This is a genomic window from Rhizobacter sp. P5_A1, assembly GCF_056400745.1.
In genome coordinates this window covers 122560-148463 of sequence record NZ_JBFUKR010000005.1, presented here as the reverse complement: position 1 = coordinate 148463, position 25904 = coordinate 122560, and the positions used below count along the sequence as shown (strand labels likewise).

General features: G+C 69.2%; 22 protein-coding genes and 2 tRNA genes. 21 read left to right on the top strand and 3 right to left on the bottom strand.

From position 1 onward, the window contains the following. Positions 1 to 21: 21 nt before the first annotated feature. The 5 genes from hrpA to AC1DTW_RS07275 all read left to right on the top strand — a co-directional run bounded on the left by hrpA (position 22) and on the right by AC1DTW_RS07275 (position 4971). Complete coding sequence (hrpA, locus tag AC1DTW_RS07295; protein ID WP_477980361.1) at positions 22 to 3912, top strand: ATP-dependent RNA helicase HrpA; 3891 nt, start codon at positions 22 to 24, stop codon at positions 3910 to 3912. Between the two features lie 58 nt (positions 3913 to 3970). Beyond that, entirely contained in the window at positions 3971 to 4222 is a 252-nt protein-coding gene (locus AC1DTW_RS07290; protein WP_477980360.1) for a GlsB/YeaQ/YmgE family stress response membrane protein, read from the top strand. An 18-nt stretch (positions 4223 to 4240) separates the two neighbouring features. After that, positions 4241 to 4753, top strand: a complete 513-nt coding sequence (locus tag AC1DTW_RS07285; protein WP_477980359.1) for a hypothetical protein — start codon at positions 4241 to 4243, stop codon at positions 4751 to 4753. Between the two features lie 37 nt (positions 4754 to 4790). Further along, positions 4791 to 4867, top strand: a tRNA-Pro gene (locus AC1DTW_RS07280). Between the two features lie 27 nt (positions 4868 to 4894). Further along, positions 4895 to 4971 (top strand) — tRNA-Arg (locus tag AC1DTW_RS07275). Between the two features lie 38 nt (positions 4972 to 5009). Here AC1DTW_RS07275 and AC1DTW_RS07270 read toward each other — a convergent pair. Both AC1DTW_RS07270 and AC1DTW_RS07265 read right to left on the bottom strand, forming a co-directional pair. Then, the gene (locus AC1DTW_RS07270; RefSeq protein ID WP_477980358.1) at positions 5010 to 5708 is read right to left on the bottom strand and encodes a GntR family transcriptional regulator; all 699 of its coding nucleotides are present in this window, start codon (positions 5706 to 5708) and stop codon (positions 5010 to 5012) included. A gap of 37 nt (positions 5709 to 5745) precedes the next feature. After that, positions 5746 to 7071 carry a C4-dicarboxylate transporter DctA gene (locus AC1DTW_RS07265; RefSeq protein WP_477980357.1) on the bottom strand — a complete coding sequence of 442 codons (1326 nt, stop codon included), beginning with the start codon at positions 7069 to 7071 and terminating at the stop codon, positions 5746 to 5748. A 252-nt stretch (positions 7072 to 7323) separates the two neighbouring features. Here AC1DTW_RS07265 and AC1DTW_RS07260 point away from each other — a divergent pair, with 252 nt between their 5' ends. The 3 genes from AC1DTW_RS07260 to AC1DTW_RS07250 are packed head-to-tail and all read left to right on the top strand — an operon-like array spanning position 7324 to position 10200. Further along, complete coding sequence (locus tag AC1DTW_RS07260) at positions 7324 to 8397, top strand: NAD/NADP octopine/nopaline dehydrogenase family protein (protein WP_477980356.1); 1074 nt, start codon at positions 7324 to 7326, stop codon at positions 8395 to 8397. A 2-nt stretch (positions 8398 to 8399) separates the two neighbouring features. Further along, positions 8400 to 9386 carry a 3-hydroxybutyryl-CoA dehydrogenase gene (locus AC1DTW_RS07255; RefSeq protein WP_477980355.1) on the top strand — a complete coding sequence of 329 codons (987 nt, stop codon included), beginning with the start codon at positions 8400 to 8402 and terminating at the stop codon, positions 9384 to 9386. 10 nt (positions 9387 to 9396) lie between these two features. Continuing rightward, positions 9397 to 10200 (top strand): alpha/beta fold hydrolase, encoded by an 804-nt coding sequence (locus AC1DTW_RS07250; protein WP_477980354.1) that lies wholly within the window; start codon positions 9397 to 9399, stop codon positions 10198 to 10200. 3 nt (positions 10201 to 10203) lie between these two features. Here AC1DTW_RS07250 and AC1DTW_RS07245 read toward each other — a convergent pair whose 3' ends face one another. Next, positions 10204 to 10686: a MarR family winged helix-turn-helix transcriptional regulator gene (locus tag AC1DTW_RS07245; protein ID WP_477980353.1), complete on the bottom strand. Its 483-nt coding sequence runs from the start codon at positions 10684 to 10686 to the stop codon at positions 10204 to 10206. A gap of 121 nt (positions 10687 to 10807) precedes the next feature. Here AC1DTW_RS07245 and AC1DTW_RS07240 point away from each other — a divergent pair, with 121 nt between their 5' ends. From AC1DTW_RS07240 to AC1DTW_RS07180, 13 genes are read left to right on the top strand one after another with little or no spacing between them, the layout of a single operon-like run. Beyond that, positions 10808 to 12961 carry a thiamine pyrophosphate-dependent enzyme gene (locus tag AC1DTW_RS07240; RefSeq protein ID WP_477980352.1) on the top strand — a complete coding sequence of 718 codons (2154 nt, stop codon included), beginning with the start codon at positions 10808 to 10810 and terminating at the stop codon, positions 12959 to 12961. A 13-nt stretch (positions 12962 to 12974) separates the two neighbouring features. Further along, complete coding sequence (locus AC1DTW_RS07235) at positions 12975 to 14477, top strand: indolepyruvate oxidoreductase subunit beta family protein (RefSeq protein WP_477980351.1); 1503 nt, start codon at positions 12975 to 12977, stop codon at positions 14475 to 14477. Between the two features lie 19 nt (positions 14478 to 14496). Then, positions 14497 to 15492 (top strand): PDR/VanB family oxidoreductase, encoded by a 996-nt coding sequence (locus tag AC1DTW_RS07230; protein ID WP_477980350.1) that lies wholly within the window; start codon positions 14497 to 14499, stop codon positions 15490 to 15492. Between the two features lie 22 nt (positions 15493 to 15514). Continuing rightward, positions 15515 to 16843, top strand: coding sequence for an aromatic ring-hydroxylating dioxygenase subunit alpha (locus AC1DTW_RS07225; RefSeq protein ID WP_477980349.1), 1329 nt, complete (start codon positions 15515 to 15517; stop codon positions 16841 to 16843). After that, positions 16840 to 17322 carry an aromatic-ring-hydroxylating dioxygenase subunit beta gene (locus AC1DTW_RS07220; protein ID WP_477980348.1) on the top strand — a complete coding sequence of 161 codons (483 nt, stop codon included), beginning with the start codon at positions 16840 to 16842 and terminating at the stop codon, positions 17320 to 17322. The genes AC1DTW_RS07225 and AC1DTW_RS07220 overlap by 4 nt, the downstream gene beginning before the upstream one ends. A 19-nt stretch (positions 17323 to 17341) precedes the next feature. Continuing rightward, positions 17342 to 18973, top strand: a complete 1632-nt coding sequence (locus AC1DTW_RS07215; protein ID WP_477980347.1) for an AMP-binding protein — start codon at positions 17342 to 17344, stop codon at positions 18971 to 18973. Further along, positions 18970 to 20148, top strand: a complete 1179-nt coding sequence (locus tag AC1DTW_RS07210) for a thiolase family protein (protein WP_477980346.1) — start codon at positions 18970 to 18972, stop codon at positions 20146 to 20148. Before AC1DTW_RS07215 ends, AC1DTW_RS07210 begins: the two co-directional genes overlap by 4 nt. Further along, the gene (locus AC1DTW_RS07205; protein ID WP_477980345.1) at positions 20145 to 21398 is read left to right on the top strand and encodes an SDR family NAD(P)-dependent oxidoreductase; all 1254 of its coding nucleotides are present in this window, start codon (positions 20145 to 20147) and stop codon (positions 21396 to 21398) included. The genes AC1DTW_RS07210 and AC1DTW_RS07205 overlap by 4 nt, the downstream gene beginning before the upstream one ends. Next, positions 21398 to 22195 (top strand): cyclase family protein, encoded by a 798-nt coding sequence (locus AC1DTW_RS07200; protein WP_477980344.1) that lies wholly within the window; start codon positions 21398 to 21400, stop codon positions 22193 to 22195. The genes AC1DTW_RS07205 and AC1DTW_RS07200 overlap by 1 nt, the downstream gene beginning before the upstream one ends. Further along, positions 22192 to 22923, top strand: coding sequence for an SDR family oxidoreductase (locus AC1DTW_RS07195; protein ID WP_477980343.1), 732 nt, complete (start codon positions 22192 to 22194; stop codon positions 22921 to 22923). The genes AC1DTW_RS07200 and AC1DTW_RS07195 overlap by 4 nt, the downstream gene beginning before the upstream one ends. A 26-nt stretch (positions 22924 to 22949) precedes the next feature. Beyond that, on the top strand, positions 22950 to 24110 hold the full coding sequence (locus AC1DTW_RS07190) for an ABC transporter substrate-binding protein (RefSeq protein WP_477980503.1): 1161 nt from the start codon (positions 22950 to 22952) through the stop codon (positions 24108 to 24110). Further along, positions 24107 to 25411: an aromatic ring-hydroxylating dioxygenase subunit alpha gene (locus AC1DTW_RS07185; protein ID WP_477980342.1), complete on the top strand. Its 1305-nt coding sequence runs from the start codon at positions 24107 to 24109 to the stop codon at positions 25409 to 25411. Before AC1DTW_RS07190 ends, AC1DTW_RS07185 begins: the two co-directional genes overlap by 4 nt. A gap of 2 nt (positions 25412 to 25413) precedes the next feature. After that, the gene (locus tag AC1DTW_RS07180) at positions 25414 to 25875 is read left to right on the top strand and encodes an aromatic-ring-hydroxylating dioxygenase subunit beta (protein ID WP_477980341.1); all 462 of its coding nucleotides are present in this window, start codon (positions 25414 to 25416) and stop codon (positions 25873 to 25875) included. Positions 25876 to 25904 lie beyond the last annotated feature (29 nt).

The following is a 25904-nucleotide window of genomic DNA, read 5'->3' as shown; positions in this document are numbered from 1 at the left end:
TCTTCGATAATCCACGACGAGATGTCGAATCACCTGGCCAGCCCAGCGGTCGTCGTTGCCGCCGGGCCTCGCCCGGCGAACGCGCTGCCGCCTATCACCTTCCCCGAGTCGCTGCCCGTTTCTGCGCGGCGCGACGAGATCGCGCAGGTGCTGCAACAGCACCAGGTGGTGATCGTCTGCGGCGAGACCGGCTCGGGCAAGACGACGCAGCTGCCCAAGATCGTGCTGCAACTCGGCCGCGGCAAAGCACACACCGGCAAGCTGATCGGCCACACCCAGCCGCGGCGCATCGCCGCGTCGAGTGTCGCGAAGCGCATTGCCGAGGAACTGAAGACGCCGCTGGGTGAAATCGTCGGCTTCAAGGTGCGCTTCCAGGATCGGCTGCAGCCCGGCGCGAGCGTCAAGCTGATGACCGACGGCATCCTGCTCGCCGAGACGCAGACCGACCCTTTGCTGCGCACCTACGACACGATCATCATCGACGAGGCGCACGAGCGCAGCCTGAACATCGACTTCCTGCTCGGGCACCTGCGGCAGATCCTGCCACGCCGCCCCGATCTGAAGGTCATCGTGACATCGGCGACGATCGATGCCGATCGCTTCGCGCGCCACTTCGCCGCCGGCGACGTGCCCGCGCCGGTGATTCAGGTCTCGGGTCGGCTCTTCCCGGTCGAGCAGCGCTGGCGCCCGTTCGAGGAGAGCCGCGAGTTCGATCTGAACGACGCGATCGGCGCGGCGGTCGACGAGCTCTGGCGCGAAGGCGCGGGCGATGTGCTCGTGTTCCTGCCCGGCGAACGCGAGATCCGCGAGGCCGCAGATCACCTGCGCAAGCACCACCCGCCGGGTGTCGAAGTCGTGCCGCTGTTCGCGCGCCTGAGCCAGCAGGAACAGGACCGCATCTTCGAGGCGCACAGCGCGCGCCGCATCGTGCTCGCGACGAACGTCGCCGAGACCTCGCTGACGGTGCCGGGGATCCAGTTCGTGATCGACGCCGGCACCGCGCGCGTCAAGCGCTACAGCTACCGCAACAAGGTCGAGCAGTTGCTGGTCGAGCCGATCAGCCAGGCCGCGGCGAACCAGCGCGCCGGACGCTGCGGCCGTGTCAGCGACGGCATCTGCATTCGCCTGTACGACGAGAAGGATTTCAACGAGCGGCCGAAATTCAGCGACCCGGAGATCCTGCGCTCGTCGCTGGCCGGCGTGATTCTGCGGATGAAGTCGCTCGGCCTCGGAACCGTCGAAGACTTCCCGTTCCTCGAGCCGCCGCCGAAGCGTGCGATCGCCGATGGCTACCAGCTGCTCGCCGAGCTCGGCGCGGTCGACGAGTTCAATGAACTGACGCCGATCGGCCGCGAGCTCGCGCGGCTGCCGCTGGACCCGCGCGTCGGCCGGATGATTCTCGAAGCGCGCTCGCGCGAGGCGCTGACCGAGGTGCTGATCATCGCGGCCGCGTTCAGCGTGCAGGAGGTGCGCGACCGGCCGCTCGAACACCAGCAGGCGGCCGACGCGGCGCACAAGAAGTTCGACGACGAGAAGAGCGAGTTCATCGGCGACCTGAAGCTCTGGAAGTGGCTCGAGGACGCAAGGGGCGGGCAGGGCAGCGCCGCCCCCGGCGCTCCGAACGTTCACAAGGTCTCGCAGCGCAAGCAGGAGCAGCTGCTGCGCGACAACTTCATCTCGCCGCGTCGCGTGCGCGAATGGCGCGACATCCACTCGCAGCTGCACACCGTCGTGGCCGAGCACAAGTGGCGGCTGAACGGCGCGCCGGCGACCTACGAGCAGATCCATCTGTCGATGCTCGCCGGCCTGCTCGGCAACATCGGCCTGAAGAGCGAGGACGAAGACTGGTACCTCGGCGCGCGCGGCATCCGCTTCTACAAGCACCCGGGCGCCAACCTGTCGAAGAAGCCGGGGCGCTGGATCGTCGCGGCCGAGCTGGTCGAGACGACCCGCCTGTTCGGCCGCAGCATCGCGGCGATCGAGCCGCAGTGGCTCGAGCGCATCGGCGGCCACGTGATCAAGACCCAGCTGCTCGAGCCGCACTGGGAGAAGAAGGCCGCCGAGGTGATCGCGCTGCAGCGCGCGACGCTCTACGGCATCGTGATCTACAGCAACCGGCGCGTGAACTTCGGCAACGTCGACCCGGGCGCGGCGCGCGAGATCTTCATCCGCGAGGCGTTGGTGGGCGGCGAGTGGGAGACATCGTTGCCGTTCGTCGCGGCGAACCGCAAGCTCGTCAGGCAGGTCGAGGAGCTCGAGCACAAGTCGCGCCGGCAAGATGTACTGGTCGACGACGAGCTGATCTACGCGTTCTACGACGCGCAGCTGCCCGCCGACGTGTGCAGCGGCCATTCGCTCGAACGTTGGTATCGCGACGAGGCCAGGCGCCAGCCGCGCGTGCTGATGCTGACGCGCGAGGAGCTGATGCGCCACGAGGCCGCGGGCATCACGACGAGCGCGTTCCCGAAGACGATCCGCCTGGGCGGCATCGACTGCGCCGCGAGCTATCTGCATGCGCCGGGCGACGCGAAGGACGGCGTCACCGTCGCGGTGCCGATCTATGCGCTGAACCAGGTCAATGAAGAGCGCTGCGAATGGCTCGTGCCCGGCATGCTGAAGGACAAGGTGCTCGCGCTCGTCAAGAGCCTGCATCAACGCGCGCGCTCGCGGCTGATGCCGCTGGCGGAGTTCGCCGACGAATTCGCCGCGTCGACCGAGTTCGCGCAGGGCAACCTGATCGACGTGCTGTTGAAGAGCGTGCGCGAACGCAGCCAGCTCGCAGTGCAGCGCAACGACTTCAAGCTCGAGCAGCTCGCACCGCACTTGTCGATGAACTTCCGCATCACCGACGAGAACGGCCGGCAGCTCGGCACCGGCCGCCACCTCGCGGCACTGAAGGCCGAGCTCGGCGGCCAGGCGCGCTCGGCGTTCCAGGCGCTCGCGGCGCTGAAGCTCGACCTGCCGGCGACCGCGCCGTCGGTCGCGCCATCGCGCAACACCGCTGTGATCGTCAAGCCGGCAACGCGGGCGAGTGCCGCGGAAGCAGGCCCGGCCGCACCGGAAAGGTACACCGCATGGACCTTCGGCGAACTGCCCGAGCTGATGGAGATCCGCAAGGGCGGCCAGGCGCTGATCGGCTTTCCGGCGCTGATCGACAAGGGCACGCATGTCGAGATCGAGGTCTTCGACGAGCCCGAGGTCGCCGCGCGCAAGCACCGCGCCGGATTGCGTCGCCTGATCGCGCTGCAGATCCGCGACGCGTTGAAATATCTCGAGAAGAACATTCCCGATCTGCAGAAGATGAGCGTCGCCTACCTGCTCGTCGGCCACGGCAGCGCCGACGAGTTGCGCGACCAGATCATCGACGTCGCGATCGACCGCGCGTTTCTTGCCGACGCGCTGCCGACCGATGCCGCCGCGTTCGCGCGCTGCCTCGAAGGCGGGCGCGGACGGCTGACGCTGATCGCGAACGAGGTCGCGCGCGGCGCCGGCGCGATCCTGCTCGAGCACACGGCCGCGCTGCGCAAGCTGAAAGACGCGCGTGCGCCGAAGGAGGCTGCCGACGACATCGCCGCGCAGCTCGCGCGCCTGGTGCCCAAGCGCTTCGTCGCCGACACGCCGTGGGCGCAGCTCGCGCATCTGCCGCGCTACCTGAAAGCCGTCGTGATGCGGCTCGACAAGCTGCGCGCCGACCCGGCGCGCGACGCGCAGCGACTGGCCGAACTGCGCCCGATCGAGCAGCGCTACTGGCGCCATCTGGCCGAGCGCAAGGGCGTGGCCGACGCGCGCCTGGCGGAGTTCCGCTGGCTGCTCGAGGAGTTGCGCGTCAGCCTGTTCGCGCAGGAGCTGCGCACGCCGCAACCGGTCAGCGTGAAGCGGCTCGAGAAGGTCTGGGCCCAGCTCGCGTCATGACGAGCGCGCCGGCGCTTCCATGCGCTACATTGGTTCTTCCACAACCAAGGAGCGGCACATGGGTTACGTCTGGATGGCGGTCATCGGTTTCGTCGTCGGCCTGATCGCGCGGGCCATCCTGCCAGGCACGCAGAGCCTGGGGATCATCCTGACCGCGGTGCTGGGCATCGCCGGGTCGTTCATCGCGGGCTTCGCCGGTCAGGCCCTGGGGTGGTACGCGGAAGGACAGCCGGCGGGGTTCATCGCGTCGATCATCGGCGCGATCGTGCTGCTGTTCATCGTCGGCAAGCTGAAGGGTCCGTCGACCTGATCGCATGAGGCCGTCGAGATGCACGCGTCGACGGACTGGGTCGTCATGCCGGGCACGCAGCGGCAGGTCGAGGCGGTCGTGCGCCAGTGCCGCCGCCTTGTCACGAAGCGCGCGCTGATCGCGGCCGGCGTCGCGGCCGTGCCGATTCCCGGCGTCGACTGGGTCACCGATGTCGCGGTGCTGATGAAGCTGATCCCCGAGATCAACAGCGCGTTCGGGCTCACGCCCGAGCAGGTCGAACGCCTCGCGCCGGACCGGCGCCTCGTCGTCTACAAGACCATCTCCGCCGGCGGCGGGCTGCTGGTCGGCCGGCTCGTCACGCGCGAGCTGATCATCAAGCTGCTGAAGCTCGTCGGCGTGCGATTGACGACGCAGCAAGCCGCCAAATACGTGCCGATCGCCGGCCAGGCGGTGTCGGCGGCGTTGACATTTTCATCGCTGAAGTTCGTTTGCGAGCAGCACATCCAGCAGTGCGTTGCGGTCTCCGAGCAACTGATGCTGCCCGCGTCGACGCTGACGCCCGCGCACTGAAGAACTCACTCAGACCTTCTGAGTACAATGCGCCGTTCGGGGCGTAGCGCAGCCTGGTAGCGCACCTGGTTTGGGACCAGGTGGTCGTGAGTTCGAATCCCACCGCCCCGACCATTCTTTCTCGGCCTCCCGGCCCTCCACCAGCCCGTAGCTCAACTGGATAGAGCACCGACCTTCTAAGTCGGATGTCGGGGGTTCGAGTCCCTCCGGGCTGGCCACCTCCTAGATGACGGGGTCGGCCACCGCCGCTCCGCTTTCAGGCGCGTGCCAGCTTCGGCCTGGACACCGGGGCCAGCGTGGCGCGCAGTCGTTCGCGGGCGTCGGGTTGGGCGGCAATCGATTCGCCGAGCGCGGACTCGACACTGCCGATGTGCTCGAGCATCAGTCGCTCCGCGCCGGCCGTGTCGCCAGCCTCGAGCATGCCGACGATGCGCGCGTGGTCGGCGCACGACGCGCGCGCATCGTGCGAGCTCTGGTACAGCGTGGCCACGATCGTGGTCCGCGCGGTCAGGTCGCGCAGCACATCGGCCAGCACGCGGTGGCCCAGGCACTCGGCCAGGCAAACGTGAAAGTCGGCGAGCAGAAAGGCGCGTGTCGCGGCGTCGGCGCCATCGAGTGCGCGCCGCTCGTCGGTGATGTGCTGCCGCAGCTTGCGGATGACGGATTGCAGGGGCCGGCCCTCTGTCTGGCGCAGCATGCCGCCCTCGACCGCGCGCCGCGCGGCGAACGCGTCGCGCGCCTCGTCGATCGACGGTTCGACGACGTACCAGCCCTTGCGCGTGCGCACCTCGACGAAGCCGCGCGCCTGGAGCTGCATCAGGGCTTCGCGCACCAGCGTGCGGCTGACCCCGAACAGATCGGCCAGGGCCTGCTCGCCCAGTCGCTCACCGGGTTTGAGGCGTTGGGCCAGGATCGACTCGACGACCCGGTGAGCGATGTCGGACTGGGAGCTCATAGGTGCGTCACTGTAGCGGCTGGGTGGCGCCGGCCTTTCAGACCTGCACCGGCGCCGGCACGCCGGCGACCACGACGTCGGCATCGTCCTCGGTGGTCGGCACCGGTCGGCCGTCGAGCACCGCGTGCGCCCGCTCACGATCGATGTCACCCTCCCAGGCTGCCACCGCGACGGTCGCCACGCAGTTGCCGATCAGGTTGCCCAGGGCGCGGGCGATGCCCATGAACCAGTCGACCGACAGCACCAGGACCAGGCCGATCGCAGGGATGGCGGGAATCGCCTGCAGGGTGGCTGCCAGGACCACGATCGCCGAACCCGGCACGCCATGCGCACCCTTGCTGGTGACCAGCGAGATCGCCAGGATGGTCAACAGGTCGGTCATCGAGATCGGCGTGTTGGTGGCTTGGGCAATGAACACCGCGGCCAGCGTGATGTAGATCGAGAACGCGTCGAGGTTGAACGAATAGCCGGTGGGGATGACCAGGCCGACGGTCGAATCGCGGATGCCCATGCGCTTCAGCTTGCTCATGATCTGCGGCAGCACACTGTCGCTCGAGGTGGTGGCGAAGACCACCATCAGCTCCTCGCGCAGGTAGGCCAGCAGCTTGAAGATCGAGAACCCCGCGATGTGCATGATCGCGCCGAGCACGACGACCACGAAGATGATCACCGCGGCGTAGAACAGCACCACCAGCATGCCGAGTTGCTTGAGCGAGCCGATGCCGTACTTGCTCACCGTGAAGGCGATCGCCCCCAGCACGCCCAGCGGGGCGAGCTTGATGATGATGCCCATGATCTTGAACAGCACGTGGCTGAGCGTGTCGATGAAGTCGGCGACCGGCGCACCACGCTGGCCGAGCATCGCCAGCGCGCAGCCGAACAGCACCGCGAACAGCAGCACCTGCAGCACATCGCCGGTGCCGAAGGCGTTGACCACCGTGGTCGGGATCAGCTTCATCAGGAAGTCGACCGTGCCGCCGCTCGTGAGCTTGCTGGCGTTGTCGACATACGCGCTCATGGCCGTGGCGTCGAGCGCCTTCGGGTCGACGTTCATGCCGGCGCCGGGCTTGAAGATGAACGCCAGTGCCAGGCCCAGACCCAGGGCGACGGTGGTCACGACCTCGAAGTAGATCAGCGCCTTCACGCCGACGCGGCCGACGCGCTTCAGGTCACCGGCGCCGGCGATGCCGTGCACGACGACGCAGAAGACCAGCACCGGGATGATCATCTTGATCAGCTTGATGAAGCCGTCGCCGAGCGGCTTCAACTTGACACCGAACTCGGGCCAGACGAAGCCGATGACGACGCCGACCACGAGGGCCAGCAGCACTTGGCCGAACAGGGAACGCAGGAAACGGGGCATCAGGATCTCCACGGAGCTTGGGCACAAGCTTGTATGCAAGAAGTGTAGGCAACAGATGGACCGCCGTCATGGGGGATTGCCCGGGGGTGGCGGCGTGTGCCGCGCGGCACGCGCCAGCGATTCGCAGCTCAGGGGCTTGCGCCCGACGGAGGCGTGCCGCTCCGATTATTAGTTGACACCTAAAGCTATGAAAAGTAATGTACGCCGGTCCGCTGCATTGCCAGCGCTGTCGGGTCCACGGGTACTCCTTCCATGAAGATTGCTGTTCTCGGAGGCGGCCACGGCTGCTACGCGGCTGCCGCCGACCTGTCGGAATCGGGGCACGAGGTCCGCCTGTGGCGGCGCGACGCTGCCGCGCTGCAGCCGGTGATCGCCAGCGGCGCGATCGTGCTGAAAGACAGCGACGGCTCGCGCGAGGTTCGGCTCGCGCTCGCCACCGCCGACATCGCGCTGGCGCTGAAGGACGCGGCGCTGATCGTCATCCCCAGCCCGGCGATCGCGCAGGCCGACATCGCCCGCGCGATGGCGCCGCACCTGACGAACGGGCAGATCGTCTTCCTCGCGCCCGGCACGTTCGGCAGCTACGTGATGGCGCAGGGCGTGCGCGCTGCGGGCAGTCGCGCCGACGTGGCGTGGGCGGAGACCGGCACCTTGCCGTACCTGGCGCGCAAACACGGCGAACGCGAGGTCAATGTGACCATTCGCGCGGTGCGCCTGCCCACCGGCGTGTACCCGGCGCGCCGCGAAGCGGAGGCGATCGCGGTCATCCGCGCTGCGTACCCGAGCGTGCATGGCTGCGGCGACGCGCTGTCTGGCGCGCTGATGAACGCCGGCCCGATCATCCATCCGCCGCTGATGGTGATGAACGCGGCGCCGCTGCAGCACTTCGAGCGCTGGGACATCCACGACGAGGGCACGCAGCCGGCGGTGCGCGCGGTCACCGACAGGCTGGATCAGGAGCGCATCGCGGTGCGCGAAGCGCTCGGCTACGGCGGCCCGCACTATCCGTTGGCCGACCACTACCTGAACGACCGCTGGATGTACGGCGACGCGCACAGGAAGCTCGTCAAGTCGGGCGACTGGCGCGAGCACATCGACCTGCACACGCACCGCTACATCGTCGAAGACACCGAGCTCGGGCTCGCCTTGCTCGCATCGGTGGCGCGCTGGAGCGGCTGCGACGCGCCGATCGCGCACGGCCTGCTCGCGATCGTCGGCGGCTTCCTCGGGCGCGACCTGCGCCGCGGACCGCGCAGCTTCGAAGCCCTCGGCCTGGCGGCACTCGACCGCGACACGTTGCAGCAGCGCCTGCACGAGGGCGCCTGATCATGGCCCGCTTCGTTGCCGTGGGCGCCGGCCGCATGGGGCGCGGCATCGCGATCGCGTTTGCGTATGCCGGCCACTGCATCGCGCTGGTCGACCTGCGGCAGCGCTCGCGCGACGGCTGGCAGCGTCTGAGCGGCGACGTGCGAGACGAGATCCGCGCCAGCCTGAACGGGCTCGCGCAGCTGGGGGCGATGCCCGCAGCGCAGATCGATGCGATCGCCGAGCGCGTGGAGTTGGTCGACGCGGCGGGCGCTCCGGCCACGCTGGCACGCGCCGAGCTCGTGTTCGAAGGCGTCCCCGAAACCCTGGCGGCCAAGCGCGAGGCCTTCGAGCAGATCAACCGCCATTGCCGCGACGACGCGATCCTCACGTCGACCACCAGCAGCATCCTCGTGACGCAGCTGGCCGAACTGGTGCGCCGCCCGCAGCGCTTCCTGAACATGCACTGGCTGAACCCGGCCTACCTGATTCCCGTGGTCGAGTTGAGCACGCATGCCGCCACCGATCTCGCGGTCGTGGCGCGCACACGCGAGCTGATGGAGTCGATCGGCAAGCTGCCGGTGCTGTGCGGGCCGACGCCGGGCTATATCGTGCCGCGGCTGCAGGCGCTGATCATGAACGAGGCGGCGCGCATGATCGAGGAGGGCGCGGCCACCGCCGAGGAGATCGACAAGGCGACGCGCTACGGCCTCGGCCTGCGCTTCGCCGCGCTCGGCGTCGTCGAGTTCATCGACTTCGGCGGCAGCGACATCCTGCACCATGCGAGCCGCGAGATGTCGGCCTCGATCGATGCGCAGCGCTACGCGGCGCCGGCCATCGTCGGGCAGATGGTCGAGCAGGGTCGGCTCGGCGTCAAAAGCGGCAGCGGCTTCTACGACTACAGCGATCGCGACATCGTCGACTACCGGCGCGACGTGCTGGCGCGCACGCTGGGCATGCTGCGGCACGCGGGCCTGTGGCGCGCGCCGGCCGAGACGACGCAGCCCTGATTCGGCCACCATGACGCCGATCCGCCGCGCCTTTGCCGAGCTGTCCGTCGGGCAGGTCCACTTCGCGAGCTGCGGCGACCCGGCGGCGCCCGCCGTGCTGCTGCTGCACCAGACGCCGCGCAGCTGGCTCGAGTACCGCGAGGTGCTGCCGCTGCTCGGCGCGCGCTTTCGCATCATCGCGATGGACACGCCCGGCTTCGGCGATTCGGCCGCGTTGCCCGGGCCGGCCAGCATCGAAGGCTGGGCGGCGGTGGCGGCCGAGCTGCTCGACGCGTTGTCGATCGCGCGGGCGCACGTGGTCGGCCACCACACCGGCGGCGCGATCGCGTTGCACCTCGCTGCTGCCTACGCGCCGCGCGTCGCATCGCTGGTGCTGTCGTCGACGCCGTTCACCGGCGCGGCGTTCCGGCGCGCACGCCGCGAGCGCCCGCCCATCGACGAAGTCGAGCCCAGCGGCGACGGCAGCCACCTCGCTGCGCTGTGGCAGCGCCGCCAGTCGTTCTATCCGCCGGGGCGAGCGGACCTGCTCGAAGCCTTCGTGCGTGATGCGCTCAAGGTGTCGGGCGATGTGGAGGGCGGGCATCGCGCCGTCGCGTCGTACCGGATGGAGGACCACATCGCCAGCGTGACCCAGCCGACGCTGCTGATCCGCGCCAGCGACGACCCCTTCGCGGCGCCGCATCTGCCCGAGCTGCAGGCGCAGATTCCTCAGGCAGGGGTTGCCGAGATCGCCGGCGGGACGGTGCCGCTGCCGGACCAGCTGCCGCAGGCTTTTGCACGCACGGTGCTCAGCTTTCTGGACGGGCTGGCCTGACGGTCACGCGTCTTCTTCTTCCGAGCCTTCGGGGGCCGATCCGCGATGCAGTTCGACGATGCTGCGCAAGGTCGACTTGAGGTCTTCCGCCCGCTGCAGGCCGAAGGGCTCGAGCACGCGCTGCTCGTGCTCGCGCGCCAGCGGGATCAGGCGGGACACCATCCGGGTGCCGGTCGGCGTGATGCGCACCAGCGTGATGCGCCGGTCGCCGTCGTTTTCGACCCGCTGCACATGCCCCTTCGTCTCCATGCGGTCGAGCAGCCGCGTCACGGTGGGCTGCTTGATCGTCGTGATCTGCGCGAGGCGGCCGATGCTCATCGGCTCGTTGCCGGCCAGCGTCGCGAGTACCCGCCATTCGGAGACGGTGAAGCCGTGCGCCGTGACCACCCGGTGGAACTCGCCGGAGATCAGCTGGCTGGCCTGCGCCAGCAGCGCCGGCAGGTAGTCGTCGACGAAGTGGGCCGCATCCCGCCGTGCTTTTTGCATCGCAGCATTGTGCCGCGGGTCCTGGCCCGTAAGTTGCAACCCTGTTGACGCATTACTTTTCATATGTTCAACTCTAAACCATTCCGGTGCGGTCCGCGCGGCAAGTCAGACGAGAAGCACGATGGCTGAACGTTCATTCGTCGAGGAAGTGAAGAAGCTGCGGCTCGGCGCCGGTGCCGTGTTCCGCGGCGAGGGCATCCTCGCCGTGACCAAGGCGCTGCTCGAGTCGGGCGTGGCCTACGTGGCCGGCTACCAAGGCGCGCCGATCTCGCACCTGATGGACGTGCTGGCCGATGCGCAGGACATCCTCGCCGAGCACGGCATCCGCTTCGAGAACAGCGCCAGCGAAGCCACCGCCGCGGCCACGCTCGCGGCTTCGGTGAACTACCCGCTGCGCGGCGCGGCGATCTTCAAGTCCACCGTCGGCACCAACGTGGCGTCGGATGCGCTCGCCAACCTTGCGTCCGGCGGCGTCGTCGGCGGCGCGCTGGTCGTCGTCGGCGAAGACTACGGCGAAGGCTCGTCGATCATGCAGGAGCGCAGCCACGCGTTCGCGATGAAATCGCAGATCTGGCTGCTCGACCCGCGGCCCAACCTGCCGGCGATCGTGAAGGCCGTGAAGGTCGGCTTCGCGCTCTCGGAAGCAAGCCACACGCCGGTGATGCTGCAGCTGCGCATCCGCGCCTGCCACGTGCACGGCGAGTTCGTCGCGGCCGACAACGTGACCCCCGCCTTCACCGTGCGCGACGCGCTGGACAACCCGCAGCGCGACGTCAGCCGCATCGTGCTGCCGCCGGCGAGCTTCGAGCACGAGCAGGAGAAGGTGAAGCAGCGCTGGCCGGCCGCGGTGCGCTTCATCGAGGAACAGCGGCTGAACGAATTCTTCGCCGAGGGCACCGATGACATCGGCATCGTCGCGCAGGGCGGCAGCTACAACACGCTGCTGCGCGCACTGCTGCGTCTCGGCGTGGCCGACGTGTACGGCAACAGCCGCGTGCCGCTGTACGTGATGAACGTCGCCTACCCGGTCATCGACAGCGAGGTGCTGCGCTTCTGCGAGGGCAAACGCGCGGTGCTGATGGTCGAGGAGGGGCAGCCGAACTTCATCGAGCAGAACATCGCGACGATCCTGCGCCGGGCGGGTTCGACGACTGCGCTGCACGGCAAGGACATGCTGGCGGCGGCGGGCGAATACACGGCCGCCGAACTGCTCGCGGGCGCGCGCGCCTTCCTCGAGCGCTACGGCCGCATCGAGCCGGCCGCGCCGCGCGCGGCGGCCAAGGCTGCGGTGATCCCGCTCAAGCCGATCACCGACAGCGTCAACGCCCGCCCGCCCGGCTTCTGCACCGGCTGCCCGGAGCGCCCGATCTTCACGGCGATGAAACTGGTCGAGCGCGAGCTCGGTCCGCACCACGTCAGTGCCGACATCGGCTGCCACCTGTTCTCGATCCTGCCGCCGTTCAACCTCGGCAACACGACGATGGGCTACGGCCTCGGCGGGGCCGGCGCCGCGGCGCTCAACGCACCCGACGGTACGAGCCAGGGCAAGCGCGCGATCAGCGTGATGGGCGACGGCGGCTTCTGGCACAACGGCCTGACGAGCGGCATCGCGAACGCGGTCTTCAACCGCAGCGACAACCTCACGATCGTCGTCGACAACAGCTACACCTCGGCCACCGGCGGCCAGGACATCCTGTCGTCGACCGCGCACAACGCGACCCGCAGCACCGGCCATGCGATCGAGTCCGCGGTGCGCGGCGTCGGCGTCAAGTGGATCCGCACGATGCGCCGCACCTACGACGTCGCCGGCATGCGCGACCTGCTGAAGGAGGCGCTGACCACGTCGGAGAAGGGTCCGAAGGTCCTGATCGCGCAGAGCGAGTGCATGCTGAACAAGCAGCGCCGCGAGAAGCCGCTGGTGCGCAAGGCGATCGCGGCCGGCGAGCGGGTCGTGCGCGAGCGTTTCGGCGTCGACGCCGACACCTGCACCGGTGACCACTCGTGCATCCGGCTGTCGGGCTGCCCGTCGCTGTCGATCAAGCCGAACCCCGACCCGCTGCGCACCGACCCGGTCGCGACCGTGCTCGATTCCTGCGTCGGTTGCGGCGTGTGCGGCGAGGTGTCGCATGCGGCGGTGCTGTGCCCGTCGTTCTACAAGGCGCAGATCGTCAGCAACCCGACGCGGTGGGATCGGCTGCGGCAGCGCGTGCGGCAGGCGGTGATCGGGTGGCTGCAGCAACGCGATGCGCGTGTTCGCCAGCGCTACGCGTTCTGACATTGGCAAAACGATGTCCGGCACGCAACCCATCAAGATTGCCATCCTCGCCATGGGCGGCGAGGGCGGCGGCGTGCTGGCCGACTGGATCGTCGACCTCGGCGAGCACAACGGCTACATCGCGCAGACCACCTCGGTGCCCGGCGTCGCCCAGCGCACCGGCGCGACGATCTACTACGTCGAGCTGTACCCGAAGGCGCAGGCCGAACGCGACGGCGGAACGCCGGTGCTGGCGCTGATGCCGCTGGCCGGCGACGTCGACGTGGTGCTGGCGTCCGAGCTGATGGAGGCCGGCCGGGCCGTGCAGCGCGGTCTGGTCACGCCCGACCGGACGACACTGATCGCCTCCACGCACCGCGTCTATTCGATCGCCGAGAAGACGGCCATGGGCGACGGCCGCGTCGACAGCGACCAGCTGCTCGCGCACGCGCAGGCCGCGGCCAGGCGCTTCGTGCGTTTCGACATGGCGCAGGCCGCCGAGGACGCCGGCAGCGTGATCAGCGCGATTTTGTTCGGCGCGCTCGCCGGCACCGACGTGCTGCCGTTCTCGCGCGCCCAGTTCGAGGCGACCATCGCGCGTGGCGGGGTCGGCGTGAAGCCCAGCCTGAAGGCCTTCGCATCCGGCCATGCGCGCGCCGGCGCCGGGCCCGGCGCGGTGAGCACCGCAGTACCTCTGCCGCCGAGCATTCGCGAGCCTCGCGACGAACGCGTGCGCGCCTTGCTCGAACGCATCGCCAGCGGTTTTCCGGCCAGCGCGAGGATTGTGCTCGTCGAAGGCGTGCGCCGCCTGATCGACTACCAGGATCCGGAGTACGCCGAGCTGTACCTCGACCGCCTGGCGCGCATCGCGCAGCTGCCGGCCGACGCCGAGCCGCTGCTGCTGCAGGAAACCGCGCGCCATCTCGCACTGTGGATGAGCTACGAGGACACGGTCCGCGTCGCCGAGCTGAAGACCCGCGCGACGCGCTTCGAACGCGTGCGCGACGAGGTGCGCGTGGCCGACGGCCAGCTGCTCGCGATCAACGAGTACATGCACCCGCGCCTGCAGGAGATCTGCGAGACGCTGCCCGCCGGTCTCGGCCGCTGGCTCGAAGGCTCGAGCTGGCCGCGCCGGCTGGTCGAGCGCTTCACGCGCAAGGGCCGCGTGATCACGACCAGCTCGCTGCGCGGCTTCCTGATGCTTTACCTGCTGGCCGCCATGAAGCGTTGGCGCCGCAGCAGTCTGCGCTTCGCGGCGGAGACGCAGCGCATCGAGCAGTGGCTCGAGCGGATCGCGCAGGCCGCGGCGATCAACCCGCGGCTCGCCGTCGAGGTGGCGCAGTGCCAGCGCCTCGTCAAGGGCTACAGCGACACGCACGCGCGCGGCCTGCGCAACTTCGAGACGTTGATGGCCGCGGTGCAGCGCGCCGGCGCGGCGCTCGCGCCGGCCACGCTGCGCGAACTTCGCGACGCGGCGCTCGCCGACGAGCACGGCGACAAGCTGCGCGCGACGCTGGCTCGCCACGCGCTCGCCTGATACGAACACCGCGTTCACCATGTCGACCCTCAGCCCCGCCATCCTGCAGCTCCGTGTCGCCGAAGCGCGCGAGCTGAATCCGTTGATCCGCCTGGTCCGCCTGCAGGCCGACGACGGCGCCGCACTGCCCGGCTTCACGGCCGGCGCTCATCTGCGTGTGCAGGTCGAGCTGCCCGACGGCAGCCGCGACTGGCGGCACTACTCGCTGATCAACCTGTCGACGCGCGCCGACGCCTGCGGTGCGCCCACGGAATACGTGATCGCGGTGCGCAGGGAGGACGAGGGGCGCGGCGGCTCGCGCTTCATGCACCAGCGTGTGCTGCCGGGCCAGCTGCTCACGATCGAAGCGCCGAAGAACGAGTTTGCGCTGCGCGAGCACAGCGGCTGCGCCGTGCTGGTGGCCGGCGGCATCGGCGTCACGCCGCTCGTCAGCATGGCCGCGCAGCGCGTCGCGCAGCGCGCGCCGGTGCGCATGCACTATGCCGGCCGAAGCCGCGCGCTGATGGCCTTCCTGCCCGAGCTGCAAGCCCTGCTCGACGACTCGCTGCACGTGCACGCCGATGCCGAGGCCGGTGCGCCGCTCGACGTCGAGGCCCTGCTCGATGCCTGCGGCGCCGACGACCAGCTCTACGTCTGCGGCCCGAAGCCGATGCTCGACACGCTGCTCGCGAAGACCCAGGCCCGCGGATGGACGCGTGAACGGGTGCACTTCGAGGTCTTCACCGCGCCGACGGTGGACGCCGGCGACCACGCGTTCGAGGTCGTGCTGGCGCAAAGCGGCCGCAGCTTGACGGTGCCGGCCGACAAGTCGATCCTCGACTGCCTGATCGACGCCGGCTGCGACCCGATGTTCGACTGCAAGCGCGGCGAGTGCGGTGTCTGCGCGACGCCGGTCGTCGAGGGCGAGATCGAGCACCGCGACTACGTGCTGAGCGAACGCGAGCGGCGCGAGGGCAACGTGATGCAGATCTGCATTTCGCGCTGCAAGGGCCGGCGGCTCGTGCTCGACCTGTAGCCGGCGCAGGAAAGGAGATGCCATGACGAAGTACGAAGGGCGACCCGATGCGGTGAGTGCGCTGGTGCGGGACACCGAGGTGCACAAGGATCTCTACATCGATCAGGAGCTGTTCGAGCTCGAGATGGCGCACCTGTTCGCGAACACCTGGGTCTACGTGGGCCATGCGAGCCAGGTGCCGAACAAGGGCGACTACTACACGACCAGCGTCGGCATCGAGCCGGTCGTGATGGTGCGCCACAGCGACGACAGCGTGAAGGTGCTCTACAACCGCTGCCCGCACAAGGGCACGAAGGTGGCCGGCGAGGTCTGCGGCAACACCGGCAAGTTCTTCCGCTGCCCGTACCACGCCTGGACCTTCAGGACCGACGGCAGCCTGCTGTCGGTGCCGCTGAAGAAGGGCTACGACGACACCGGCTTCGAGTCCTGCGAGGCCAGCCGCGGCATGGCGCCGGTGGCGGCGGTGCACACGTATCGCGACTTCGTGTTCTGCCGGCTCAACCCCGAGGGCGTCGGCTTCGACGAGTTCTTCGGTCAGTCGCTCTCGACCCTCGACAACATGGTCGAGCGCTCGCCCGAAGGCAAGCTCGAAGTGGCCGGCGGCGTGCTGCGCTACATGCACCACTGCAACTGGAAGATGCTGGTCGACAACCAGACCGACACCTGCCACCCGATGGTCGCGCACGAGTCGTCGGCCGGCACCGCGGTGCGCGTCTGGAAGGAGGCGCCCAATGGCACGCCGAAGCCGATGGCGGTGGAGCTGTTCGCGCCCTTCGTCAACTCGTACGAGTTCTTCGAGGGCATGGGCATCCGCGTCTGGGACAACGGTCACGGCCACACCGGCGTGGCCGACTCGATCCACGCCGCCTATTCGCCGGTGCCCGGCTACTTCGAGCAGATGGTCGCCGCCTACGGCGAGCAGCGCGCGAAGCAGATCCTCGGCGAGGTGCGCCACAACACCGTGTACTTCCCGAACATCATGGTGAAGGGGCCGATCCAGACCTTGCGGCGCTTCCTGCCGATCGCGGCCGACAAGACGCTGGTCGAGTCGTGGACCTTCCGCCTCGTCGGCGCGCCCGACCTGCTGCTCGAGCGCACGCTGATGTACAACCGCCTCGTCAATGCGCCGACCTCGGTGGTCGGGCACGACGACCTCGAGGTGTACGAGCGCGCGCAGGAAGGGCTGCATGCGCGCGGGCGCGACTGGATCAACGTCGGCCGCCTGTACGACCCGGCCGAGCGCGGGCAGGTCAACGTCGCGACCAACGGCACCAACGAATGGCAGATGCGCAACCAGTTCCGCGCGTGGGCCCGGTACATGACGGCGTCGATGGAAGAGGGACGCGCATGAGTGCCTTCAACGACAGGCAACTGATCGACTTCGTCTACGCCGAAGCGCGCCTGCTCGACGAGCAGCGCTTCGACGACTGGCTGAACCTCTTCACCGAAGATGCCCACTACTGGATGCCGCTCGCGCCCGGCCAGCAGGACCCGCGCCTGCACGCCTCGCTGCTCTACGAAGACAAGCTGCTGCTGCGCGTTCGCGTGGAGCGGCTGGCCGGTGCACGCACGTACTCGCAGCAACCGCGCAGCCGCAGCCACCACCTGCTGCAGCAGCCGAGCATCGAGCGCGTCGACCGCGATGCCGGAACCTGCACGCTGCGCACGGCGTTCCACTATCTCGAGACGCGCCTGGACACGCAGACCCTCTTCGCAGGCTGGGCCACGCACGAGCTGGTGACCGAGAACGACGCGCTGCGCATCTACCTCAAGCGCGTCGACCTCGTCAACTGCGACGCGGCTTTCGGCAGCATCAACCTGTTCATGTAGGCGCGTGCAAGCGAACACGATGAATCCGCTCCCGAACACCGTCGCCGACACCTTCGCGCAAGCCGCTGCGCAGTTCGGCGCCCGGCCCTTCCTGTGCGTGCTGCCGGAAACGGCGGGCCTCTACGGCGTGCCCGCGGGCCAGACGAGTTATGCGAAGGCGCAGATGCAGGTCGAGCGGCTGCGCGTGCTCTATGCGGCCGCCGGCTACGGTCACGGACACCGCGTCGGCCTGCTGCTGGAGAACCGGCCGGCGTTCTTCCTGCACTGGTTTGCGCTCAACGGACTGGGCGTCTCGGTGGTGCCGATCAATCCCGACCTGCGCTCGGCCGAGCTCGAATACCTGATCGGGCACTCCGAGATCGCGCTGGCCGTCGCACTGCCGGCACGCCACGATGCCTTGCGCAGCGCGGCGCAGGCCGCAGGCCGCGAAGTGCCGGTGACCGGCGCCGACGACGTGCCGCCCGCCGCCCCGTTCGCCGCGCCGCTCTCGCACGCGGCGATCGGCGAGCGCAGCGAATGCGCGCTGCTCTACACCTCCGGAACGACCGGCCGCCCGAAGGGCTGCATCCTGCCGAACCGCTACTTCGTGCACGCGGGCGAGTGGTATGCCGGCATCGGCGGGTCGGCGCAACTGCGCCTCGGCGAGGAACGCATGCTGACGCCGCTGCCGCTGGTGCACATGAACGCGATGGCGTACTCCACGATGGCGATGGTGGTGACCGGCGGTTGCCTGATCCCGCTCGACCGCTTCCATCCGGGCACCTGGTGGGACAGCGTGCGCGATTCGCGCGCCACGGTCGTGCACTACCTGGGCGTGATGCCGGCGATGCTGATGAAGGCTGCCGCCGCGCCGCAGGACCGGCAGCATCGTGTGCGCTTCGGCTTCGGGGCGGGAGTCGACCGCAGCCTGCATGCGCCGTTCGAGGAGCGCTTCGGCTTTCCGCTGCTCGAGGCCTGGGCGATGACCGAGACCGGTGCCGGTGCCGTGATCATCGCGAACCAGGAGCCGCGCGGGGTCGGCACGAGCTGCTTCGGCCGCGAGGGCGATGACGTCGAGGTGACGATCGTCGCCGACAGCGGCATGCCGGCAGGCGTCGACGAGCCCGGCGAGCTGCTGGTGCGCCACGCCGGCGCGGACCCCCGCGATGGTTTTTTCGCCGGCTACCTGAAAGACGAGGCGGCCACCGACGAGGCCTGGGCCGACGGCTGGTTCCACACCGGCGACATCGTGAAGCGCGGTGCCGACGGCCAGCTCCACTTCATCGACCGGCGCAAGAACGTGATCCGCCGCAGCGGCGAGAACATCTCGGCCGTCGAGGTGGAGAGCGTGCTGCTGCAGCACCCGCGCGTGAAGGCGGCGGCTGTCGCGGCGGTGCCCGACGCGGTGCGCGGCGACGAGGTGCTGGCCTGCATCGTGAGCGACGGTATCGCCGACGACTCGCGTCACGAAGCCGCGACCGACATCGTCGACTGGTGCCTGGCGCGCCTCGCGTACTACAAGGCGCCGGGCTATGTCGCCTTCGTCGACGCGCTGCCGCTGACGAGCTCGCAGAAGGTCCAGCGCGGCGAGCTGCGCACGATGGCCGCCGCGCTCGTCGGGCAGGCGAACTGTGTCGCCACGGCCGCGTTGAAGAAGAGGCCCGCGCAATGAGCCGCCGCAGCTCCCGGGCTTCGTACGAAGGCGTCGCCGTCGCGGTGCCGGTGACGGTTCCCTACCTGCGCTACTCGACGCACGACGCGCACTGGTTCATCGGCCAGGCGCTGCGCGCGCTGGTCGAGGCATCGGGGCTCGCGAAGGAGCAGATCGACGGGCTCACGATCAGCAGCTTCTCGCTGTCGCCCGACACCGCGGTCGGCGTCACGCAGCACCTGGGCCTGTCGCCGCGCTGGCTCGACCACATCCCGACCGGCGGCGCGTCGGGTGTGATGTCGCTGCGGCGCGCCGCGCGCGCGGTGCAGGCGGGCGATGCCGACGTCGTGGCCTGCGTCGCAGCCGACACCAACCACGTCGACTCGTTCCGCCAGACGCTCGGCAGCTTCAGCCACTTCGCGCGCGATGCGAGCTACCCGTACGGCTCGGGCGGCCCGAACTCGATCTTCGCGTTCATCACCGCGAACTACATGCGCACCTACGGCGCGACGCGCGAGGACTTCGGCCGCATTGCGGTCGACCAGCGCAGCAATGCGCTGAAGAACCCGAACGCGCTGTTCAAGAAGGCGCTCACGCTCGACGAGTACATCGCGGCGCGGCCCATCTCCGACCCGATCCATCTGTTCGACTGCGTCATGCCCTGCGCCGGCGCCGAGGCGTTCCTCGTGATGCGCGAGGAGCGGGCGCGCGAGCTCGGCCTCGCCCACGTGCTGGTGCGCGGCGCGATCGAGCGCCACAACGCCTACAGCGACGACCCGGTGATGGTGCGCGGCGGCTGGCGCATCGACCGCGACGATCTCTACGCGCAGGCCGGCGCCGCGCCGGCCGACATCGACTTCGTGCAGACCTACGACGACTACCCGGTGATCGTGATGCTGCAGTTCGAGGACCTGGGCTTCTGCGAGAAGGGCGGCGGCCCGGCCTTCGTGCGCGCGAACACGCTGACGCACGACGGCAGCTTCCCCAACAACACCAGCGGCGGCCAGCTCTCGGCCGGGCAGGCGGGTGCGGCGGGTGGCTTCCTCGGCATGACCGAGGCGATCCGACAGCTCACGGGCCAGGCCGGCGAACGCGCCGTGGCCGACGCGAAGCTGGGCCTGGTCACCGGCTTCGGCATGGTCACGTATGACCGCTGCCTCTGCACCGGCGCGGTGGTTCTGGGAACTTCAGCATGACGATGCCGCTGATGAAGCCCAAGCGCAAGAACCCGGTTCTGCGCACACGGCAGATGAACCTGCCGCCGTGGGCGCGCGGCCGCGTCGCGCTCGGCATGACGGCCGCTGCGGCCGAAGGCCGCTTCGAGCTGCAGGTCTGCAAGGACTGCAGCGCGGTGCAATACCCGCCGCGCGAGGCCTGCCATCGCTGCCTGTCGGCGCGGCTGCAATGGCGCGCGCAGTCGGGCGAGGGCACCTTGCTCGGCACGACCACGCTGCATCACAGCAACGATCCGTTCTTCCGCGAGCGCCTGCCGTGGCGGCTCGGGCTCGTGCAGCTCGCGGCCGGCCCCTCGCTGATCGTGCACCTGCACGGCGAGGTCGGCGATGCGCCGGCGCCAGTCAAGGTTGGTGCGCGGCTCGACCGCGCCGGCCAGGCGGTGCTGATTGGATTTCCCCCCGAAGGGAGCGAACACATGGCTGACGACAAGATGCTGCGCGAGATGACCAGCGACCCGAAGTTCCGCAAGGTGCTGGTGACCGACGGCAAGACCGCGGTCGGGCAGGCGATCGTTCACGCGCTCGTGAAAGCCGGCGCCGAGATCGTCTGGGTCGGCCACGCCGAGCCGTGGAAGAAGCTGCCCGGCTTCGACGACATCACGGCGCTGCCGCAGGTCACGCTGGTGCCGCTGGACCTGACCAACGGCCGCTCGGTGAGCGAGCTGGCCGGCGAGATCGGCGGCAAGGTCGACATCGTGATCAACAACGCCGAAGTGCACCGCGCGTTCGGCATCGCGGCGCGGCGTGGCACCGACGTGGCGAAGGCCGAGATGGACATCAACTACTTCGGTCTGCTGCGTCTCGCGCAGGAGTTCGGCCCGGCGCTGAAGGGCCGCTCGGCCGATGGCGTGACGCACGCGGCCGCGTGGGTCAACCTGCTGTCGATCTACGCGCTCTCGAACTACCCGCCGCACGGCACGTTCTCGGCCTCGAAGGCGGCAGCGCATTCGCTTGCGCAATGCCTGCGCGCCGAGATGCGGCCAGCGGGCATTCGCGTGATCAACCTGTTCCCGGGGCCGATCGACGACGAATGGAATCAGAACCTGCCGCCGCCGAAGGTTGCACCTTCAGCCATCGCCAGCGCGATCGTCAAGGCGTTGCGCGACGGCGTGGAAGACGTGTACCCCGGCGACGTGGCGCAGGAGTGGCTGGAGCGCTGGCGCGACAACCCGAAGGTGCTCGAACGCGAGCTGGCAGCGGGAGGCAACTGATGACTCAATCGACCACCACGGTGCTGGGCGCACTGGTCAGCGCGCTCACGAGCAGCCGCATCCGCGTCGTCGACCTGACGCAGACGCTGACGCCCGACTTCCCGCAGATCGCGCTGCCGCCCGAGATGGGACAGTGCTGGCCGTTCCGGATCGAAGAGGTCTCGGCCTACGACGAGCGCGGCCCGGGCTGGTACTGGAACAACTTCTCGTGCGGCGAGCACACCGGCACGCACTTCGATGCACCGATCCACTGGATCTCGGGGCGCGACCTGCCGAACAACGCGGTCGACACGATTCCGGTGCAGCACTTCGTCGCGCCGGCCTGCGTGATCGATTGCGCCGAGCAGGTGAAGGCCGATCCCGACTATCTGCTCACGGTTGCCGACATCGAGCGCTTCGAGGCTGCGCACGGCCGCATCCCGGCCGGCGCCTGGGTGCTGATGCGCACCGACTGGTCGAAGCGCCTGGATCCCGAGGCCTACCAGAACTTCGACGAGACAGGGCAGCACACGCCGGGGCCGAGCTCCGAGGCAGTGCAGTTCCTCGTCGAGCAGCGCGACGTGCTCGGCTTCGGTTCGGAGGCCATCGGCACCGACGCCGGCCAGGGCTACCACCTGCGGCCGCCGTATCCGTGCCACTACTACATGCACGGGGCGGGGCGCTACGGGTTGCAGTGCCTGTCCAACCTCGACCTGCTGCCGCCGATCGGCGCGGTGCTGATCTGTCCGCCGCTGAAGATCCAGAAGGGGAGTGGCAGCCCGCTGCGGGTGCTGGCGCTGGTGGAGGAGCGCGCATGAGCGACGCTGCTGGAGTTGCCGTGGTGACCGGTGGCAGTGCCGGCATCGGCCGCGCGATCTGCGAAGACCTGCTCGCGCGTGGCTACGAGGTCGTGTCGCTCGCGCGCCGGCGCACCGAGATCGACCACCCGAAGCTGCACAGCATCGAGGTCGATCTCGCCGACCGCACGGCCACCGCCGAAGCGGCCCGCGAACTGGTGCGCCGCTTCGAGGTCACGACCGTCGTGCACAACGCCGGCGTGATCCGTCCCGCACTGTTGCCCGAGGTGAAGCTCGACGACCTCGATGCGCTCGTCGACCTGCACCTGGGCTGCGCGATCCAGCTCGTGCAGGCCGCGCTGCCCGCGATGCGCGCGCGCCGCTTCGGCCGCGTGATCCTGCTGTCGTCGCGCGCCGCGCTCGGCGCGCAGACGCGCACTGCCTACTCCGCCACCAAGGCCGGCATGCTCGGCATGGCGCGCACCTGGGCGCTCGAGCTGGCGGCCGACGGCATCACCGTCAACGTCGTCGCGCCGGGGCCGATCCACACCGACATGTTCTACGACGTGATCCCCGCCGGCAGCGAGAAGGAGCGGCAGCTCGCGGCGTCGATTCCGGTCAAGCGCGTCGGTGAGCCTGCCGATGTCGCACGCGCCGTGTCGTTCTTCGCCGACCCGGGCAGCGGCTTCATCACCGGCCAGGTTCTCTACGTCTGCGGCGGCGCAAGCCTCGGCAGCCTTGCACTTTGACTTTGAACCGAGACAGCAGCATGACGATGAAGAACTCGATGCGTATTGCCGCCACTGCTGTAGCCACCGTCATCGGTGCCGGCGTCACCGCGCACGCGCTGGCCGCCGATCTCAAGGTCGGCGTCATCACCTCGCTGTCGGGCCCTGTTGCGGCGCTCGGCGTTCCCTATGGCAAGGGCATCCAGGCCGCGCAGGCGTGGAAGCCGACGATCGGCGGGCACAAGGTGCAGGTGATCGTGCTCGACGACCAGTCCGATCCGGCAGTCGCCGCGCGCAATGCGCGCAAGCTCGTCACCGAGGACAAGGTCGACGTGCTGATCGGCACATCCGGCGTGCCGGGAGCATTGGCAATCGCCGCCGTGGCGCGCGAGACGAAGACGCCGCTGATCTCGCCCACGCCGGTGAGCGTGCCGGCCGACGATGGCGGCTGGACGGTCACGGTTTCGCAGCCCTTCCCGCTGATGGTCGCGGCCGTGGTCGACAAGATGAAAGCGAGCGGCGTGAAGACGGTCGCCTACATCGGCTTCTCCGATGCGCTGGGTGATCTCGCATACGACTCGCTCGTGAAGGCGGCCGAGCCGGCCGGCATCAAGATCGTTGCCAACGAGCGCTACGCACGCGCCGATGCGTCGGTGGCAGGCCAGGTGCTGAAGATCGTCGCCGCGCGGCCCGACGCGGTGTTCGCCGGCAACTCCGGCACGCCCGGCGCACTGCCGTACCTGGGCCTCGCCGAGCGCGGCTACAAGGGCGCGATCTACGGCACACACGGCCTCATCAACGCCGACTTCGTGCGCGTGGGCGGCAGCGCCGTCGACGGCCTGATGGTGCCCAGCGGCCCGGTGATGGTGGCCGACCAGCTGCCGGCCGACAGCCCGGTCCGCAAGGTCGCGCTCGACTTCCGCGCCGCGTACCAGAAGACCCACGGCGCGCTGCCGGCCGATGCGTTCTCGGCCTACACCTTCGACGCCTACCTCGTGCTCGACGACGCGGCGGCGCGCGCGATGGCAAAGGCCGAGCCCGGCACGCCGCAGTTCCGCCAGGCGCTGCACGACGCGATCGCGGCGACCAAGGAGCTGCCCGGCACGCACGGCGTGTTCACGTTCAAGCCGAACGAGCCGTACGGGCTCGACAAGCGCTCGGCGGTCGTGATCAAGCTCGACAAAGGCCAGTGGAAGCTCGTGCCGTGACACGCAACGACATCCTCGCCCTGGTCCAGGACGATCGCGTGCACCGCGATCTGTACCTGAGCCCCGCGCTGTTCGCGCTCGAGCAGCGGCACTTCTTCGCGAACACGTGGAACTACATCGGCCACGCGAGCCAGGTGCCGGCGGCGGGTGACTACGTCGCGGTCGAGATCGCCGGCCGGCCGCTGCTGATGGTGCGCCAGGGCGACGGCAGCATCCGCGTGCTGAACAACCGCTGCGCGCACAAGGGCACGCAGCTGGTGACCGATGCGTGCGGCAGCGTCGGCAAGTTCTTCCGCTGCCCGTACCACGCGTGGACCTACAAGCTCGACGGCGCGCCGCTCGCGGTGCCGCTGAAGGCGGGCTACGAGGGCACACGCTTGCAGCAGTGCGAATCGGGGCAGGGCATGGGCGCGCTGAAGAACGTGGCCGTCTATCGCGACTTCGTGTTCGCGAAGCTGAACGACGGCGGGCCCGATTTCCACGCGTACTTCGACGAGGTGCTGGGCGCGATCGACAACCTGGTCGACCGCTCGCCGGTCGGCCGCCTGCGCATCGAGGGCGGCGTGCTGCGCAACGTCGTGCACTGCAACTGGAAGATGTACCTCGAGAACATCAACGACACGGTGCATCCGCTGTCGACGCACGAGTCGGCCACCGCCGCCGCGAATGTGCTGTGGCAGGGCCAGCCGGCCGATGCCCCCAAGCCGATGGCGATGGAGCAGATCCTGCCGTTCGGCGCGGGCTACGACTTCTTCGACCGCATGGGCGGGCGCGTGTACCCGAACGGGCACAGCATGCTGGGCGTCAACTTCAGCATCCACTCTGGCTACGCGCAGGTGCCGGAGTACGAAGCGGCCCTGCGCGAGGCGCACGGCGAGGCGCGTGCCACGGAGATCCTCCAGCGCTCGCCGCAGAACTCGGTGTGTTTTCCGAGCCTCGCGGTGAAGGGCTCGCCGCAGGCGATCCGCGTGATCCGGCCGCTCGCGGTCGACCGCACGCTGGTCGAGGCGTGGAGCTTTCGGGTCGAGGGCGCGCCGGAGCTGCTGTTCGAGCGCTCGATGACCTACAACCGGCTGGTGTTCTCGCCGATGTCGGTGGTGGCGCACGACGACGTGCATCTGTTCGAGAGCATCCAGCAGGGGTTGCGCGGGAGCAGCAACGACTGGGTGAGCCTGCACCGAGATTTCGACCCGGCCGAGCTGGAAGGCGGCCCGCGCGAGGTCAATGGCACGAACGAGCTGCTGATGCGCAACCAGTTCCGCGCGTGGGCCACGTTCATGACGCAGGACATGGAGAGCTGACGATGGACGCCGTCTCGTTCGTCGCCCACGAAGCGCGCCTGCTCGACGAGCGCCGCTATGACGAATGGCTCGCGCTGTTCGCCGACGATGGCCGCTACTGGGTGCCGCTGCAAGGCGCGGCGCAGCAGGAGGGCGCGCCGCACAACGCGCTCGCCGACGAAGACCGCCTGCTGCTGCAGCTGCGCATCGAGCGGCTGAAGAACCCGCGCGCCCATTCGCAGCATCCGGCGAGCCGCTGCCAGCATGTGCTGCAGACCTCGACCGTGACGCTGGACGAGCCCGAGCGCTGCGAGCTGCGCACGCCCTTCGTCTACATCGAGTCGCGCGGCGAGCGCCAGCTGATGCTCGCGGGCACCTGCTTGCACCGCCTCGCGAAGGTTGGCGGCGCCTGGCGCATCCGCCTCAAGCGGGTCGATCTTCTCGATGCCGGTGCGGCGCTGCCGGCGATCCAGCTGTTTCCCTAGTCCCTCCGCTCCACACCTTCCCACTCACC